Origin of the sequence: Massilia sp. Root351 (assembly GCF_001425045.1) — a bacterium.
Classification (GTDB): Bacteria; Pseudomonadota; Gammaproteobacteria; order Burkholderiales; family Burkholderiaceae_D; genus Rugamonas.
In genome coordinates this window covers 271,166-286,000 of record NZ_LMDJ01000003.1, presented here as the reverse complement: position 1 = coordinate 286,000, position 14,835 = coordinate 271,166, and the positions used below count along the sequence as shown (strand labels likewise).

Here is a 14,835-nt window from a genome sequence, read left to right as displayed (position 1 = left end):
CGCGCTATAGCGGCGTTTCGTACTGCAGGCGGATGCCGGCAGTGGTGGGGGCGGTGGTGCTGCGTCCGGTGCTGCCGAAGGCGTCGGCGTAGTACTGGGCGCTGCGGCGGTCCCGGTGCAGCGCGTTGGCCACGGACAGGCGCAGTTGGCTGGTCTTGCCGGGCTTCCATAGCGCGTACAGGTCCAGGGTGCGCGCCGTTGCGGTGTCGCTGCTGAGCGCCTGCGTGATACGGGCCGGGCCGCCGCCCTGGACGTTGAAGTTGAAGCCGCCGCTCCATGCTGGCGTGACCCTGTAGTCGAGGCCGAGATTGGCTGTCAGCGGCGTCTGTTCGGCCAGGCGGTTGTGCGGCCCCGGCACGCTGTCCAGGCGCGACCAGTTGCGGCTGGCGTTGACGCGCAGGTCGATGCCGGGCGCGCCGGCGTATAGCGCGGCCAGCGGGAACTTGGCGTCGAATTCGATGCCTTGCGATGCGGCGCGGCCGTCGTTGGCGAGGGTGCCGACCCAGGTGGCGCCGTCCTGGAACAAGCGCTGCACCGTCACGTCGCTGATGCGGCGCGCGTAGGCGGACAGGCTGGCCACGCCGCCCTTGCCGAAATAGCTTTCGTAGCCCATGTCCACGCCCCAGGCCAGTTCCGGCTGCAGCTTCGGATTGCCTTCCACGTCCGGGTTGGTGGGGCCGTTGCCGTTGTTGATGGTGTAGCGGCGCGGCACCAGGTTGCGCGTCAGCGGCGCCTTGTAGGTGCGCGACAGGGCGAAGCGCAGCTGGTCGCGCTCGCGCTCGGGGAGCCGCCACAGCATCTGCAGCACCGGGCTCCACACGCTGGAGCGGCTGCGCACCTTGTCCATGGCGCGGCCCACGGTGCCGGTGTCCAGCCCTTCCCAGCGCAGCCCGAGGTAGGCCTGCAGGCGCGGCGTCACGTCCCATTCATCCTGCGCATACAGCGCCATGCGCTTCACGTCCGCCGTGTAGTCCTGGTCCAGCGTGTACAGCGGCGCGCCTTGCGGCGTGCAGTCCTGTTGCAGGCGCGCTTCGCGGCGGCGCGTGAAGCTGCCGTCCCAGCCGGCGCCGAAGCTATGGCCGGGCCACAGGGGCATCAGGTATTTGCCGCTGCTGCCGGCGCTGTTGTCGCTGGCGCTGGAGGTCACCTTGCGCACCAGCCAGGGCACACTGTTCGCGTCCGCGCCCTGGAAGAGGTAGTCGATGTCGCGCTGGTTGACGTTGACGCCAGCCTTGACGGTGAGCTTGCCATCCCCGCCCGTGCTGTGCGTCCAGCTGGCGTCGCTGCGCAGCGCGTCGTTGCGGATGCGGGAGCGGTAGGTGCTGACGGGCGAGCGCGTGGCGGCGCCTTGCAGCGTGGTTTCACGCGCGCCGCCGTGGTTGTCGATGCGCGCCAGGTCCAACAGGCTTTGCCAGGACACCGTGTCGCCGCCATCCAGCGTCCAGTTCAGGCGCGGCGCCAGGCTGGCCTTGGCGACGCTGCCGAGGTAGCGTTCGTCGAACCGGCGCTGCGTGGTGGCCAAGCCTGGTTCGCCATCCGGGGCCGGTGCGCCTGCCAGCGTTTCTCTGATGCTGGCGCCGTTGTCGTAGCCGGTGCGCGACAGCGTGCCGGCCACCGAGTACGCGTAGGCGCCATCGCTGCCGGACAGCTGCATGGTGGCGGCGGGGTTCCAGCGCTGGTCATGCTCGGCTTGCAGCTTCAGCTCGCGCCGGGCGCGGCTGGCGCCTTTCCTGAGCACGATATTGATGCTGCCCGCCACCGCCTGCGCGCTGAATTCCGCCGCCGTGGTGCGCATGATCTCGACGCGCTCGATCAGCTCCGGCGCCAGCGTATCGACGGCGAAGCCCGGCGGTGCCGGATCGCCGTTGATGAGGATTTGCGTGTAGCCCGCGCCCAGTCCGCGCATGCGCACTTCGCTGCCGGCGACGGACAGGCCGGGCAGGCGTTTCAGCACGCCGGACAGGGCGCTGTCGCCGTACTGCAGCAGCTCGTCCCTGCCCACCACGAGCTTGCCCGCCGTGTCGTTGCGGCGCTGGTTCTCCGCACCCGGCCCGCTGACTTCCACCCTTGCCATCTCCGCAGGCGCGGTATCGGCCGCGCAGCTGGCGCCGGCGTGGAGCGCGCCGGCCAGGGCGCTGAGTTGAAGGCGGCGGAATGTGTTCATGCAAGGCGTCTGCGAGGTTGGTCGAGGCTGCGAGTGTAATGACGCCTCTGCCGGCGCGCCTCGGCCATGTGACGAAGCGGCCCGGGCGCGGGACGAATTCCTGGGCTTCGCCGATGTTCCGGTCCATCGCTGCGGGTATACTTCCCGGCATGAATTCTTACCTCCATGCCGCCCGTGTGCTGGCGATCAACGCCGCCTTGTGGACCATGCTGTGCGCTCTCGGCGCCCTAGGCAGCTACAGCGACGGCCTGCGCGAGGGCATGACGCGTTCCTACGCGGTGCCGCTGTGGAACTGGTTCAGTACCCATCTGCTGATGATGGTGTTCAGCAGCGCCATGTATCTGCTGTTCTCGCGCCGGGGCGCCCTGCTGGGGCACGCGCGCCGCATCGCCGCCGTGTATGGGCTGGTGGTGCTGCTGTTCCTGCCGCTGGAACTGGCCTACGTGGGTGCGGTGTATGCGGTGCGCGGCGGAGCGGTCCTGTCGCCGGCCCATGTGTGGGCCGCCGTGCAGCGCCTGCACAATTTCGACCTGTTCATGGAACTGGCATGGACCAGTTTCACCTTCATCGCCGTGGTGGCGGTGTGCACCTGGCAGCGTGCGCGCGAGCGCGAGCAGGCCTGGCGCCAGGCGCAGACCGACAACCTGTCGCTGCGGCTGGAACTGGAGCAGCAGCGCTTGCTGGCGCTGCGCAGCCAGCTGGAGCCGCACTTCATCTTCAACGCCCTGAACGCCATCAGCGCGCTGGTGCGTTCGGACGACAAGCGCGTGGCGCTGACCGGCATCAGCCGCCTGAGCGACCTGCTGCGCTACGCGCTGGCCGCCAGTTCGCGCGACCGGGTCAGCGTGGCCGAGGAATTGCAGTTCGTGCGCGACTATCTCGACCTGCAGCGCCTGCGCTATGGCGAACGCTTGCGCGTCAGCATCGAAGGCGGCGATGGGCCGGTGCTGGCGGCGGACTGTCCGCCGTTGCTGCTGCAGCCGCTGGTGGAGAACGCGCTGCGCCACGATCTCGATTGCCATGACGGCGCCAGCGATATCCGCCTGGAGCTGGTGTGCGAGGCAGGCCTGCTGGTGATCCGCATCAGCAATCCGCTGGCGCAGGCGGCGCCGCCCAATCCCGGCCTGGGCCTGGGATTGCGCAGCACGCAGGCGCGTTTGCAGATGGCGGCCGGCGCCGCCGCGTCGCTGCATACGCGGCGGGACGGCGGCCGCTTCGTGGCCGAGGTGCGCATGCCGATGGAGCTGGCGGCATGATTGGCGGGCATGGGCAAAGCCGGGACCAGATTCGGGCGCTGATCGTGGACGACGAGGAGCCCGGCCGGGTCAACCTGCGCTATGCGCTGGCCGAGCATCCGCATTGGCTGGTGGCCGGCGAATGCAGCAACGCCGCAGCCGCGCGCGCCGCGCTCGAGGGAAACGGTATCGACGTGCTGTTCCTCGACGTCCAGATGCCGAACGAATCCGGGCTGGTACTGGCGCGCGAGTTGGCACAGCGGCAGGAACCGCCGTTGATCGTGTTTGTCACCGCCTACAACAGCTACGCAGTGGAGGCCTTCGACGTGCATGCGCTGGATTACCTGCTCAAGCCCTTCGACGACCAGCGCTTCGCGCAGGCGGTGGAGCGCGCGCAGGCCATGCTGGCGCAGCGCCAGCGCGCCAACTATGGCGCCGCCCTGAGGGTGTACGCGCAGGATTCGGTGCAAGATTCGCCGCAGGATTCGCCGCAATACTGGCGGCAGCTCAGTGTGCGTTCGGTCGGCCGCATCGAGTTCGTGCAGCTGGAGGACGTGCTGTGGATGGAGGCGGCGGGAAATTATGTCGAACTGCACATGGCCGGGCGCCGTGTGCTGCACCGGGTGACCCTGGGCCGCCTGGAGCAGCACCTGGACCCGGCGCGCTATGCGCGCGTGCACCGCAGCGCCATCGTGCCGGTGGCGCAGATCGCCAGGCTGGAATCGAACGGCGACGGCATCTGCCAGGCGGTGCTGCGCTGCGGGGATACTGTCCCCGTCAGCGAGCGCCACCTGGCATCGGTCAAGGCGCGGCTGGGCGCGTAGGGCCTGCGGTCAGGCCGTGTAGCGCGCGGCAGGCCTGCTGCGCGAGAGGTTGGGGCCCATGGCCAGACGCGCGGCCTCGAACTTGTCCCAGTCGGCACGGTCCGGCAGCGACGGTATCGTCACCACTTCGCCCAGGTCCAGGCCGGCCAGCGCCGCGTCCACCAGATCGTTCACGTTCATCACGATTTCGCCCGGCAGGTGCGCCACCGGCACGCCCGCGTGGTCCCAGAACTCGGTGCCGGTGGCGCCCGGCAGCACGGCCTGCACGCGCACGCCCTTGGCGCCCAGTTCGTGCTGCAGCGATTGCGTGAAGGCCAGCACATAGGCCTTGGTGCCGCCGTAGGTGCCGTTCAGGACTTCCGGCGCCACCGCCACGATGGAGGCAATGTTGATGATGCTGCCATGTCCGCGCGCGGCGAAGCCCGGCGCCACGGCGCGCGTGAGGCGGGTCAGCGCGTGCACGTTCAGGAAGATCATGCGGTCCAGATCTTCCTGCTTCGACTCGACCAGCGGCGCGGTGGCGCCCAGGCCGGCGTTGTTTACCAGCATGGTGATGCCGGCGTCGTTCGCCAGCCGCTGCTGCACCTGTGCCAGGCCGTCCTCCTGCGTCAGGTCGGCGGGCAGGATCTCCACGTTGCGGCCGGTGGCGGCGGCCACGCTGGCGGCGACGGCCTGCAGGCGTTCGCGGTTGCGCGCCACCAATACCAGGTCGTAGCCGCGTTCGGCCAGGCGCTGGGCGTAGCGCGCGCCGATGCCGGTGGAGGCGCCGGTGATGAGGGCAATGCCGGGATGTGCGTTGGTGTTCATGGTTGCTGTCCTTGGGTTTAAGTTGACAAGTGCAGTGTAGGCGCCTAGATTGAGTCCCGTATGCCATATATACCTCGTTTTGGGACATGAACATGACACGCAAGATAGGACTGCTGCTCTTCCCCCGCTTCCAGGTGCTGGACCTGGTCGTTACCACCGTGTTCGAGGTGGCCAATGAACTGAAGGGGGAAAGCTGCTACAGGATGGAGCTGTTGTCCGAGCACGGCGGCGTGGTGCCCAGCTCGTCCGGCGTGCCGGTGATGACGGAGCCGTTCGGCAGCCATAGCTACGATACGGTGCTGGTGGGCGGCGCGATGGAACTGGTGGTGTCGACGCCCGGCTTCATCGATTTCCTGCGCTCTGCCAGCGCGCTGTCGCGCCGCACGGCGAGCATCTGCACCGGCGCCTTCCTGCTCGCCGAAGCGGGCCTGCTGGACGGGCGCCGCGCCACCACGCACTGGTGCCAGGCGCGCGTGCTGCAGCATATGTATCCCAAGGTGAAGGTGGAGGAGGACCGCATCTTCACGCACGACGGCCGCGTGTGGACCTCGGCCGGCATGACGGCCTGCATCGACCTGTGCCTGGCGATGGTGGAAGCGGACCATGGCGTGGAGCTGGCGAAGGCGGTGGCGCGCAAGATGGTGGTGTACCACCGCCGCAGTGGCGGGCAGTCGCAGTTCTCGGCGCTGCTGGAGCTGGAACCGAAGTCGGACCGCATCCAGGTGGCGCTCACTTATGCCAAGAGCAATCTGCGCAAGCCGCTGTCGGTGGATGAACTGGCCGATGCGGCAAACCTGAGCAGGCGCCAGTTCAGCCGCACCTTCCGCATCGAGACCGGCCAGTCGCCGGCGCGCGCGGTGGAGGTGCTGCGGGTGGAGGCGGCGCGTGCGCTGATCGAAGCGGGCACGCTGTCCATCGACGTGGTGGCGCGTGAGACGGGATTCGCGGACCCGGAGCGCATGCGGCGCGCTTTCCTGCGCGCATATGGCCAGCCGCCGCAGGCCATCAAGCGCGCGGCGCGCGGGCAGGCATGAGGGAGCCGGCCGGGCCGTCCTGCTGCGCCTAGCGGTCGGTGCGCTCCAGCCAGTCGGCGGCTTCCTGCAGGGTGGCTTCCAGCACGCCGCGCACTTCGGCCAGGCGCGCGGGCAGTTCGCCGCTGCGCTGCTGGGAAATGGCGCTTTCCGCCTCCAGCGTGACGCGGATCAGGCGCTTGGCGCCCAGCACGCCGATGGCGCCGCGCAGTCCGTGCAGGACTTGGGCGGCCTCGGCGGCGCGGCCCTCGCGCCAGGCGCGGTCGGCGTCGTCCATCGGCTGCATGCCTCCTTCCAGCGCGCCGCGCACCATCTTGAACATGACCTGGCGGCCTTTCGGGTCCTTGCCCATGACCCGCACCAGGCTGTCCATGCTGAACAGGGGTTCGGCCGCCGCCGGGGCAGCGCTGGACGCCATCGCCGAGGCCGGCGCGGCGGCGGGGGCTGTCAGCGCCGGCGCGGGCGCAGGCGGCGCGTCGCCGGCGCGCTGGCCCGGCAGGTGGCGCTGTATCACCGCCATCATTTCCTCCACCACCACCGGCTTTGGAATGAAGTCCGTGATGCCCGCCTCCACGCAACGGTCGCGTTCCGAGGCCAGCACGCCGGCCGTCATCGCAATGACCGGCAAGGTCAGTTTGAACTCGCGGCGCAGCATGGCGGTGGCGCTGAAGCCATCCAGCACCGGCATCTGCATGTCCATCAGCACGATGTCGTAGCGGCCGGCGTGCTCGCGCATGATGTCCACCGCCTGCTGGCCGTCGCCCACCACGTCCAGCGTGGCGCCGGCCAGTTCCAGTATGCCGCGCGCCACCGCCTGGTTCAGCAGATTGTCCTCCACCAGCAGGAAATGCCGGCCCTGCAGGCGGCCGGCGATGCCTTCCGCCTGCGCATTGTTCTCCTCGCCGCTCTTGGCCACCAGCGCCTGGTGCAGTGCGTCGAACAGGCTGGAACTGGTGATGGGTTTTACCAGCACCACGTCGGCCTCCGGCGCGCCCGAGATCTCCTCCAGCTGGCCGCGCGCGAAGGCGTTGACCATGACCACGATGGGCTGCGCGTGCGGCCCGGCAGCCTGCCGTATGGCCTTGGCGACGGCCACGCCGTCCATGCCGGGCATGTGCCAGTCGGCCAGCACCACGTCGTAAGGCTTGCCGGCCTGCTGCTGTGCGCGGAAGCGCGCAATCGCTTCAGCGCCGGACGCCACCTCGTCCGCCGCCCAGCCCCAGGCGCGTATCAGCTTGCCCACCAGGTCGCGCGTGGTGCTGCTGTCGTCCGCCACCAGCAGGCGCAGCGCGCCCAGTGCGGGCTGGCGCTTGGCCGCAGGCGGCAGCACGGTAAACGGCAGGCTGAACCAGAAGCGGCTGCCCTGGCCCTCCTGGCTGTGCACGGAGATCTTGCCGCCCATGAGTTCTATCAGGCGCCGGGTGATGGCCAGCCCCAGGCCGGTGCCGCCGAAGCGCCGCGTGATGCTTTCGTCCCCTTGCGAGAAGGCGCCGAACAGTTGCCCCAGCTGCGCTTCGCTGATGCCGATGCCGGTGTCGCTGACGTCGAAGCGCAGCACTGTGCGATGGTCCGCCGCGTGCCCGCCATGGTTGCCCGCGGCCTGCTCCACGCTGACCCGCACCACCACCTCGCCCTGCTGCGTGAACTTGACGGCGTTGCCGGCCAGGTTGACCAGCACCTGCTGCAGCCGCAGCGCGTCGCCGTGCAGCAGGCGCGGCACGTCCGGCTCCACGGCGATGGCCAGCTCCAGTTCCTTGTCGCCGGCGTTCATGGTCATGGTGGTGGCCAGCGTGCTCATCACCTCGTCCAGGTCGAAATCGGTCGGCGCCACTTCCATGCGGCGCGCTTCGATCTTGGAGAAATCCAGTACGTCGTTCAGGATGGCCAGCAGGGTCTGGCCGGAGGACTGCACCATGGAAAGGAATTTGCGCTGCTGCGCCGTCAGCGGCGTATTGCCAAGCAGGTAGGCCATGCCCAGCACCGCGTTCATCGGCGTGCGGATTTCATGGCTCATATTGGCCACGAAGTCGCTCTTGGCGCGGTTGGCCGCCTCGGCGCGGTCGCGCGCCTGCTCCAGTTCCGCCGCGCGCGCCTCCACTTCGAGCTGCAGGCGGTGGCGCTCGGTGATGTCGGCGATCATGGCCAGCACCTTGGCGCCCTCGCCGGTCTGGATCGCGCTCAGGTTGACCTCCACCGGGAAGCCGCTGCCGTCCTTGCGCTGGCCGAACAGCTGCCGGCCCTCGCCCATGCGCACCGGCTCCGGCGTCAGCCGCGTGGCGGAGAAGCCCTGCCGCAGCCGGACATGGGCCGCACGCTGGACCGACGGCAGCAGCGTCTCGACCGGCTGTCCCAGCACTTCCTCCCGCTGGTAGCCGAAGTAGCGCTCGGCCTGGCGGTTGAAGGTTTCGATGCGGCCGTCCGCGTCCACCACTACGAAGGCGTTCGGCGCCAGTTCGATCAGGTCGTTCAGGCGCCTGTCGGCGGCCAGGCGCTCCTGCATCAGTGAATTGAAGGCGGTCGCCAGCGCGCCGATTTCGTCCTCCTGCCTGACCGTTATCGGCGTGTAGTCGGCTGCGTTGCCGCGCATGCGCTCGATGGCCCCGCGCAGCTGCGCCAGCGGCGACATCAGCCGCATGGTGAGCCAGCCGATCAGCGCGGCGGCCGCCAGCGAAGCCAGGCAGCTCCACACCGCCAGCCGCGCCAGCATGCCCTCGAAAGGCTCGAACGCCTCCTCCACCGGCAGCGAGGCGGCCAGCACCCAGTCCACCGACTTGAGGGTCTTGAAGCTGTTCAGCGCGCGCAAGCCGACGCTGTTGGTGCTGATGACCGTGCCCTCGAAGCCTTCGTTGAGGGCGCGCGTGGTGGCCGGATTGGCATTGGCCGGGCGCGGCTTCATCAGCCGGTTCAGGTCCGGGTACAGCACGTACAGCGGCACCTCGGCGCGCGTGACGGCGAAATAGTAGCCGGTGCGGCCGACCTTGGCGGTACGCAGGTGGCCCAGCACATTGTCCTTGTACAGGCGCAGCACGCCGATCAGCACGGCCCGCACTTCGCCCTTGTGGTCCAGGATGGGCGCGGCCATCTGCACGATGGGCTGCTTGCCGGTGCGCCCGATCACCGGCTCGGCGATCAGCGGCTGGCGCGTGGCCATCACGCGCTTGAAGTAGGCCCGGTCGCTGGCGTCCACGCCCATGCGGCCTGGGACCACCGGCAGGTCGGAGATCACCCGTCCCTGCGGGTCCAGCACCAGCACGTCGTCGAACAGGGACAGCACGGCGCGGTTGGCGTAGTAGGCGCGCAGGGCGGCCGCATCGCCGGCGATCTCCAGCGGCTGGTTTTTGGCCGACAGGGCGATAATCCCCAGCAGCATATTGAGCTTGTCGTCCAGCTCTTCGGCGGTGCGGTTGATCAGGGCGGTTTGCTGCGAAAACAGCACGCGCGTGAAATCGGCCTCCATGCGCTGCATTTGCATCACCGTTACCAGCACCACCATCACCACCGAGGTGATGCTGGTAGCCAGGGCAACCTTGACTTTGATACCGAGAGGTTTCATGTCTTCCTTGAGGAGGGACGCTGGGGAATTCTCCTATCAAAGTGGTTTTTTAGCAAGACACGCATGGTCCGGCGGCTGCGGGGTGTCGCCTTTCGCGCCAGCGTGGCCTTTCAGGAAAGGTTGCTGTTCAGTTTATCCAGCCCGCTGGCCAGCTGCTCCACATCCCGGTGGGTGATGGCGCAGGCGTGGGCGAACTGCTGGCTCACCCGCAGGCCGGCGGCGCGCAGCTCCTTGCCCTTGTCGGTCAGGGTCAGCACGCGGTTGCGCTCGTCCTGCGGATCGCGCCCGCGCAGCAGGTAGCCTTCCGCCTCCAGCCGCTTGACCAGGGGCGTGATCGAGCCCGAGTCCTGCTGCAGGCGCTGGGCGATGTCCTTGATGCCCAGGCCTTCCTGCTCCCACAGCACCACCATCACCAGGTACTGTGGATAAGTGAGATTGAGTTCGGCCAGCAGTGGCTTGTAGTGCTGCGTCATCTTCAGCGACGTCGAATACAGCTTGAAGCACAGGTGCTGGTCCAGCGTCGGGGGCTTGGGATGGTTATTTTTTTCGCTCATGGCGTGTAGCCTACCAAAATATTTTTGAATCCGCGAATCCAAACCCGCTTTGCCCGCCTCTTAGTAGCCGAGGGACGTCCTCTTGATGCAATCTACCAAAGGAGAGCAAAATGTTCTATGTGAAAAATGTACCGAATGGCGAGCGCGTGTTGCGCGTGGTGGCCGGCCTGGCGGCAGCGGCTATCAGCCTGATAGCGGTGGACGGCGCGCTGGGCGCGCTGCTGGCGGCGTCGGCGGGCGGCATCGCCGCCTCCGGCCTGTTCGGCTTCTGCCCCATGTGCGCCTTGGTGGGCCGCCGTCTCGATAAAGCGAAGAAGAATGGCACTGTCTGATCATCATTTGCCGGTGCTGGACGCCGCCCACCGCGGCGATCCGGCCGCGCTGGCCCAGTTGCTGCGCCTGTGCCAGCCCGACATCCGGCGCTACGCCCAGCGTTCCTGCCTGATCAGCGACGTCGACGACGCCGTGCAGGAGGCGCTGCTGGTGCTGTCGCGCCGTCTGGAGGCAGTGCGCATGCTGGCGGCGTTTTCCGGCTGGCTGTTCAAGGTGGTGCAGCGCGCATGCCGCCGCCTTGGCCGCGCCGCGCTGAACTACGACCCCTACGGCGAGGAACACGCCGAGCAATGGCTGGCCGCGCAGGACACGGCCGGTCTGCGGCGCGACCTGGTCAACACCCTGGAGTCGCTGCCGGCCGACTACCGCGAGGTGATACTGCTGCGCGACTTCGCCGAAATGAGTATCGCCGAAATCGCTGCGGAGCTGGGCTTGAGCGTGCCGGCGGCCAAGAGCCGTCTGCACCGCGCGCGCCAGATGGCGCGCGAATACCTGATCGCCTGAGTGCGGATTAGGCGATTTGCGGCGGTGCATCGTTTACACTGCGCGGATGACTATCGAGCTTCCATCCCTGACCATTCCCGGCATGACGGTCGACGTGCTGCGCGCCAAGTGCGCCAATTGCAGCATGCACCAGCTTTGCCTGCCGATGGGACTGGGCGCGGCCGACATGGATCGCCTGGACGAGATCATCGGCCGCCGCCGCAAGGTGCCGCGTGGCGGAACGCTGTTCCGCATCGGCGACCCCTTCGCCAGCCTGTACGCGATCCGCCTCGGCCACTTCAAGACCTACCAGGTGAACCCGGACGGCGCCGAGCAGATCACCGGCTTCCAGATGGCGGGCGAATTGCTCGGCATGGACGCCATCAGCACCGACCGCCACCACTGCAACGCCATCGCGCTGGAAGACAGCGAAGTGTGCGACATTCCGTTTGCCAGCCTGCAGCAGCTGCTGGCCGACATGCCGGCCCTGCTGCGCCACTTCCACCGGATGATGAGCCAGGAGATCACGCGCGAACAGAGCGTGATGCTGTTGCTGGGGAATATGCAGGCCACGCAGCGCTTCGCCGCGTTCATCGTCAACCTGTCCTCGCGCTACGAGGCGCGCGGCTACTCGGCGACGCAGTTCCAGCTGCGCATGTCGCGCGAGGAGATCGGCAACTACCTGGGGCTGACCATCGAAAGCATCAGCCGCCTGCTGTCGAAGTTCAAGAAGGAGGCGCTGCTCAAGGTCAGCAACCGCGAAATCGAACTGCTCGACCTGCCGCGCCTGAAGGCCATCACGGCCGGCACCGACCGCTGCGGCTGACCTTTCCTAGTCGGCCCGCACCGTCACTTCGCGCTGCGCTGGCCACTGCCAGCTGCCTTCCAGGCGCCAGTCGCGCTGTTCGTTTTCCAGCAGCACCTGCCAGCGGCTGCGCTCCAGCATCGGCAGCGCCGCTTCGAAGCTGCCGTCGGCGGCGGGCGCCAGTACCAGTTTGATGTCCCGCTCCGGCTGCGTGGCGTGCGCCAGGTGCAGCAGCACGCGCTGCGTTGCCGCGCCGCTGGAGACGCCGGCGACGGAGCCCCTCAGCACGCCGCGCGCCACGTCGTAGCGCAGCTCGGCCGACAGCCCCAGCGCGCTGGCCGCGCGGTCGCGCCGCAAGTCCTGGTTGATGGCCTTGCCGCGCTTGTAGTAGTCGCCCACCACCAGCGAATCGGGCTGCGAGAAGGCCAGCCAGCCGGTGTACAGGCCAGCCAGCAGCACGATGAACGGTCCCAGCATCAGCAGCCAGGGCCAGCGCTGCGACCACCACGGCTGGGGCGGGGCGGAAAAAGTAGTCGATTGCATGATGCGTCCCTCAAGTTATCCAGTTATCGCGGCACGATGAATACCGCTTCTTCCTTCACCCGCAGCGCCGGATCGTCCACCGCCGTCAGCTCGACGGCGATCTTGTTCGAACCCTTGGCGCCGTCGCCGTGGGCCGCGCGCAGGCGGATCGGCACCGCGCGCGTTTCCGTGCCGGCCAGCTCCACCTCGTTGTCCGTCACCACCGCCAGCGACGGCAGGCCGGACACGCTGATGCGGTAGCGGTGTCCCTGCTCGGAGGTGTTCATGATCTGCAGCCGGTACACGTTCTCTATCATGCCGTCCTCCACTTCGCGGCCCATGGCGCCGCGGTCGCGGATCACGTCCATCTTGAGCGGCGTGCGCAGCCACAGGGCGGCGCCGACCGCGCCGATGATGAACAGCAGGATGGCGCTGTAGATCAGCACGCGCGGGCGCAGCGCATGCTGGCGGATCTGCTTCGGCGTGTAGCGCTCGGCCAGCGCATGGTCGGTGCTGTAGAGCACCAGGCCGCGCGGCTGGCCGATCTTGTCCATCACGCTGTTGCAGGCGTCCACGCAGGCCGCGCAGCCTATGCATTCGTACTGCAGGCCCTTGCGGATGTCGATGCCCACCGGGCACACCTGCACGCACATGGAGCAGTCGATGCAGGAGCCGTTGCCATCCTTCACGCCGCCTTTGCCGAGCGGGCCGCGCGGCTCGCCGCGCTTGGCGTCATAGGTGATGATCAGCGTGTCGCGGTCGAACATCGAACTCTGGAAGCGCGCATAGGGGCACATGTACTTGCACACCTGCTCGCGCAGCCAGCCGGCGTTGCCGTAGGTGGCCAGGCTGTAGAACAGCACCCAGAACCATTCCCATGGTCCGAAGCTCAAGGTCAGCGCTTCCTGCGCCAGCGACTTGATGGGCGTGAAATAGCCCACGAAGGTGTAGCCGGTCCACAGCGCCACCGCGCCCCAGGCCAGGTGCTTGCCGCCCTTGCGCCAGGCCTTGTTGAAGGTGGCGCCCTCCTTGGCCAGCCGCATGCGCGCGCTGCGCGTGCCTTCGAACTTGCGCTCTATCCACAGGAAGATCTCGGTGTACACGGTCTGCGGGCAGGCGAAGCCGCACCACACCCGCCCCGCGATGGCGGTGGCCAGGAACAGCAGGTAGGCGCAGATGATCAGCAACGCCGCCAGGTAGATGAAGTCCTGCGGCCACAGCACCAGGCCGAAGATGTAGAACTTGCGCGAGGCCAGGTCGAACAGCAGGGCCTGGCGGCCGTTCCACGTCAGCCACGGGGTGCCGTAGAAGGCCAGCTGCGTGAGCCAGACAAACACCCAGCGCAGGCTGGCGTAGCGGCCCTTGGTCTCGCGAGGATAGATCTCCTCGCGGGCCGCGTACATCTTAATGACTTGTTCCGGCGCGTTCATGCTCGCTGCTTTCAGCCTTGGCTACGGCCGGTTGGTTCGACAAGCCCCACACGTAGGCGGCCAGCACGTGCACCTTGCCTTCGCCGAGGAAGTCCGCGAAGGCCGGCATGGTGTTGTTGCGGCCCTTGCGGATGGTTTCCATGATGGTCTCGGCGCTGCCGCCGTACAGCCACACCTTGTCCGCCAGGTTGGGCGCGCCCAGCGCCTGGTTGCCGGTGCCGGCGCCGGTATGGCAGCCCATGCAGGCGTTGAACTTGTTCTTGCCGAACACCACCTTGATCGGGTCGGCCGCGCCGCCGGACAGGCTCAGCACATAGTGCGCCACGTTCTCCACGTCCTTGTCCGACCCGAGCGCCGCGCCCATCGGCGGCATCACGCCGTGGCGGCCGTTCATGATGGTGGTCTTGATGACGTCCGGCGCGCCGCCGTACAGCCAGTCCTTGTCGGTCAGGTTGGGGAAGCCCTTGTTGCCGCGCGCGTCGGAGCCGTGGCACTGGGCGCAATAGGTCAGGAACAGGCGTTCGCCAATGGCCTGCGCCTTCGGATCGGCCGCCACCGCCTGCACCTCCTGCTTCAGGTACTGGTTGAACAGCGGGCCGTACTCCGCCTCGGCCAGCTTCAGCTCCTTGGTGTACTGGCCGCTGGACTGCCAGCCCAGCTTGCCGGCGTAGTCGCCCAGGCCGGGATACAGGAACAGGTAGGCCAGGCCGAACACGATGGTGATGTAGAACAGCCACATCCACCAGCGCGGCATCGGCGTATTCAGTTCCGTCAGGTCCTCGTCCCAGATATGGCCGGTGGTGCCCACCGGCGCGTTCACATCCTTGAGCGCCTTGACCTTGTGCTTGGACTGCGACCAGAGCAGCACCGCGCAGCCGAACACGCCGAGCAGCGTGAGCGTCACAATGTAGTAGTTCCAGAAACCGCTGGTGAAGTCAGACATGGTCTTTCTCCTCGTCGGCGAATGGCAGTTGCGCGGCTTGCGCAAAGCCGGCCTGGTTGCGGCGCGCGTAGGCCCACGCAACGATGCCCATGAAGGTGATGAATGAGATGACGGTCATCACGCGGCTGGCGTTGTCAAACAGGTTTTCCAT

14 protein-coding genes are annotated in these 14,835 nt (G+C 67.8%); 6 read left to right on the top strand and 8 right to left on the bottom strand.

What is annotated here, in order from left to right; all coding sequences use genetic code 11:
- Positions 1-4: 4 nt before the first annotated feature.
- Positions 5-2,164, bottom strand: coding sequence for a TonB-dependent siderophore receptor (locus ASD15_RS07620; RefSeq protein WP_229418104.1), 2,160 nt, complete (start codon positions 2,162-2,164; stop codon positions 5-7).
- Positions 2,165-2,313: 149 nt separating this feature from the next.
- Between ASD15_RS07620 and ASD15_RS07615 the strand changes: the two genes are divergently transcribed.
- Together ASD15_RS07615 and ASD15_RS07610 are read left to right on the top strand one after the other, a co-directional pair.
- Positions 2,314-3,420 carry a sensor histidine kinase gene (locus ASD15_RS07615; RefSeq protein WP_057154223.1) on the top strand — a complete coding sequence of 369 codons (1,107 nt, stop codon included), beginning with the start codon at positions 2,314-2,316 and terminating at the stop codon, positions 3,418-3,420.
- On the top strand, positions 3,417-4,223 hold the full coding sequence (locus ASD15_RS07610; protein WP_057154222.1) for a LytTR family DNA-binding domain-containing protein: 807 nt from the start codon (positions 3,417-3,419) through the stop codon (positions 4,221-4,223). The genes ASD15_RS07615 and ASD15_RS07610 overlap by 4 nt, the downstream gene beginning before the upstream one ends.
- Before the next feature lie 9 nt (positions 4,224-4,232).
- Here ASD15_RS07610 and ASD15_RS07605 read toward each other — a convergent pair whose 3' ends face one another.
- Positions 4,233-5,030 (bottom strand): SDR family oxidoreductase, encoded by a 798-nt coding sequence (locus ASD15_RS07605; RefSeq protein WP_057154221.1) that lies wholly within the window; start codon positions 5,028-5,030, stop codon positions 4,233-4,235.
- A 92-nt stretch (positions 5,031-5,122) separates the two neighbouring features.
- Here ASD15_RS07605 and ASD15_RS07600 point away from each other — a divergent pair, with 92 nt between their 5' ends.
- Positions 5,123-6,064, top strand: a complete 942-nt coding sequence (locus tag ASD15_RS07600) for a GlxA family transcriptional regulator (RefSeq protein WP_057154329.1) — start codon at positions 5,123-5,125, stop codon at positions 6,062-6,064.
- Between the two features lie 28 nt (positions 6,065-6,092).
- Here the strand turns inward: ASD15_RS07600 and ASD15_RS07595 are convergent, their stop codons facing one another.
- Positions 6,093-9,614 carry a response regulator gene (locus tag ASD15_RS07595; protein WP_057154220.1) on the bottom strand — a complete coding sequence of 1,174 codons (3,522 nt, stop codon included), beginning with the start codon at positions 9,612-9,614 and terminating at the stop codon, positions 6,093-6,095.
- 110 nt (positions 9,615-9,724) lie between these two features.
- A complete protein-coding gene (locus ASD15_RS07590; RefSeq protein ID WP_057154219.1) occupies positions 9,725-10,168 on the bottom strand; it encodes a MarR family winged helix-turn-helix transcriptional regulator in 444 nt (147 codons plus the stop codon).
- 110 nt (positions 10,169-10,278) lie between these two features.
- On the opposite strand from ASD15_RS07590, the gene ASD15_RS07585 reads away from it, so the two are divergent.
- From ASD15_RS07585 to fnr, 3 genes are read left to right on the top strand one after another with little or no spacing between them, the layout of a single operon-like run.
- Complete coding sequence (locus tag ASD15_RS07585; RefSeq protein WP_057154218.1) at positions 10,279-10,500, top strand: YgaP-like transmembrane domain; 222 nt, start codon at positions 10,279-10,281, stop codon at positions 10,498-10,500.
- The gene (locus tag ASD15_RS07580) at positions 10,487-11,005 is read left to right on the top strand and encodes an RNA polymerase sigma factor (protein WP_057154217.1); all 519 of its coding nucleotides are present in this window, start codon (positions 10,487-10,489) and stop codon (positions 11,003-11,005) included. Before ASD15_RS07585 ends, ASD15_RS07580 begins: the two co-directional genes overlap by 14 nt.
- 46 nt (positions 11,006-11,051) lie before the next feature.
- Positions 11,052-11,810 (top strand): fumarate/nitrate reduction transcriptional regulator Fnr, encoded by a 759-nt coding sequence (gene fnr / locus ASD15_RS07575; RefSeq protein ID WP_057154216.1) that lies wholly within the window; start codon positions 11,052-11,054, stop codon positions 11,808-11,810.
- 6 nt (positions 11,811-11,816) lie between these two features.
- On the opposite strand, the gene ASD15_RS07570 is transcribed toward fnr, so the two are convergent.
- From ASD15_RS07570 to ASD15_RS07555, 4 genes are read right to left on the bottom strand one after another with little or no spacing between them, the layout of a single operon-like run.
- Positions 11,817-12,332: a FixH family protein gene (locus ASD15_RS07570; protein ID WP_057154215.1), complete on the bottom strand. Its 516-nt coding sequence runs from the start codon at positions 12,330-12,332 to the stop codon at positions 11,817-11,819.
- 23 nt (positions 12,333-12,355) lie between these two features.
- Entirely contained in the window at positions 12,356-13,741 is a 1,386-nt protein-coding gene (gene ccoG / locus ASD15_RS07565) for a cytochrome c oxidase accessory protein CcoG (RefSeq protein WP_057154214.1), read from the bottom strand.
- Positions 13,716-14,684 carry a cytochrome-c oxidase, cbb3-type subunit III gene (gene ccoP, locus ASD15_RS07560; RefSeq protein WP_057154213.1) on the bottom strand — a complete coding sequence of 323 codons (969 nt, stop codon included), beginning with the start codon at positions 14,682-14,684 and terminating at the stop codon, positions 13,716-13,718. The genes ccoG and ccoP overlap by 26 nt, the downstream gene beginning before the upstream one ends.
- Complete coding sequence (locus ASD15_RS07555; protein ID WP_057154212.1) at positions 14,677-14,835, bottom strand: CcoQ/FixQ family Cbb3-type cytochrome c oxidase assembly chaperone; 159 nt, start codon at positions 14,833-14,835, stop codon at positions 14,677-14,679. Before ASD15_RS07555 ends, ccoP begins: the two co-directional genes overlap by 8 nt.

Bases quoted from the DNA above. Each gene is read 5' to 3' on its own strand.
- ASD15_RS07620 (WP_229418104.1), bottom strand. From the start codon at position 2,164: ATGAACACATTCCGCCGCCTTCAACTCAGCGCCCTGGCCGGCGCGCTC.
- ASD15_RS07615 (WP_057154223.1), top strand. From the start codon at position 2,314: ATGAATTCTTACCTCCATGCCGCCCGTGTGCTGGCGATCAACGCCGCC.
- ASD15_RS07610 (WP_057154222.1), top strand. From the start codon at position 3,417: ATGATTGGCGGGCATGGGCAAAGCCGGGACCAGATTCGGGCGCTGATC.
- ASD15_RS07605 (WP_057154221.1), bottom strand. From the start codon at position 5,030: ATGAACACCAACGCACATCCCGGCATTGCCCTCATCACCGGCGCCTCC.
- ASD15_RS07600 (WP_057154329.1), top strand. From the start codon at position 5,123: ATGACACGCAAGATAGGACTGCTGCTCTTCCCCCGCTTCCAGGTGCTG.
- ASD15_RS07595 (WP_057154220.1), bottom strand. From the start codon at position 9,614: ATGAAACCTCTCGGTATCAAAGTCAAGGTTGCCCTGGCTACCAGCATC.
- ASD15_RS07590 (WP_057154219.1), bottom strand. From the start codon at position 10,168: ATGAGCGAAAAAAATAACCATCCCAAGCCCCCGACGCTGGACCAGCAC.
- ASD15_RS07585 (WP_057154218.1), top strand. From the start codon at position 10,279: ATGTTCTATGTGAAAAATGTACCGAATGGCGAGCGCGTGTTGCGCGTG.
- ASD15_RS07580 (WP_057154217.1), top strand. From the start codon at position 10,487: ATGGCACTGTCTGATCATCATTTGCCGGTGCTGGACGCCGCCCACCGC.
- fnr (WP_057154216.1), top strand. From the start codon at position 11,052: ATGACTATCGAGCTTCCATCCCTGACCATTCCCGGCATGACGGTCGAC.
- ASD15_RS07570 (WP_057154215.1), bottom strand. From the start codon at position 12,332: ATGCAATCGACTACTTTTTCCGCCCCGCCCCAGCCGTGGTGGTCGCAG.
- ccoG (WP_057154214.1), bottom strand. From the start codon at position 13,741: ATGAACGCGCCGGAACAAGTCATTAAGATGTACGCGGCCCGCGAGGAG.
- ccoP (WP_057154213.1), bottom strand. From the start codon at position 14,684: ATGTCTGACTTCACCAGCGGTTTCTGGAACTACTACATTGTGACGCTC.
- ASD15_RS07555 (WP_057154212.1), bottom strand. From the start codon at position 14,835: ATGGAAAACCTGTTTGACAACGCCAGCCGCGTGATGACCGTCATCTCA.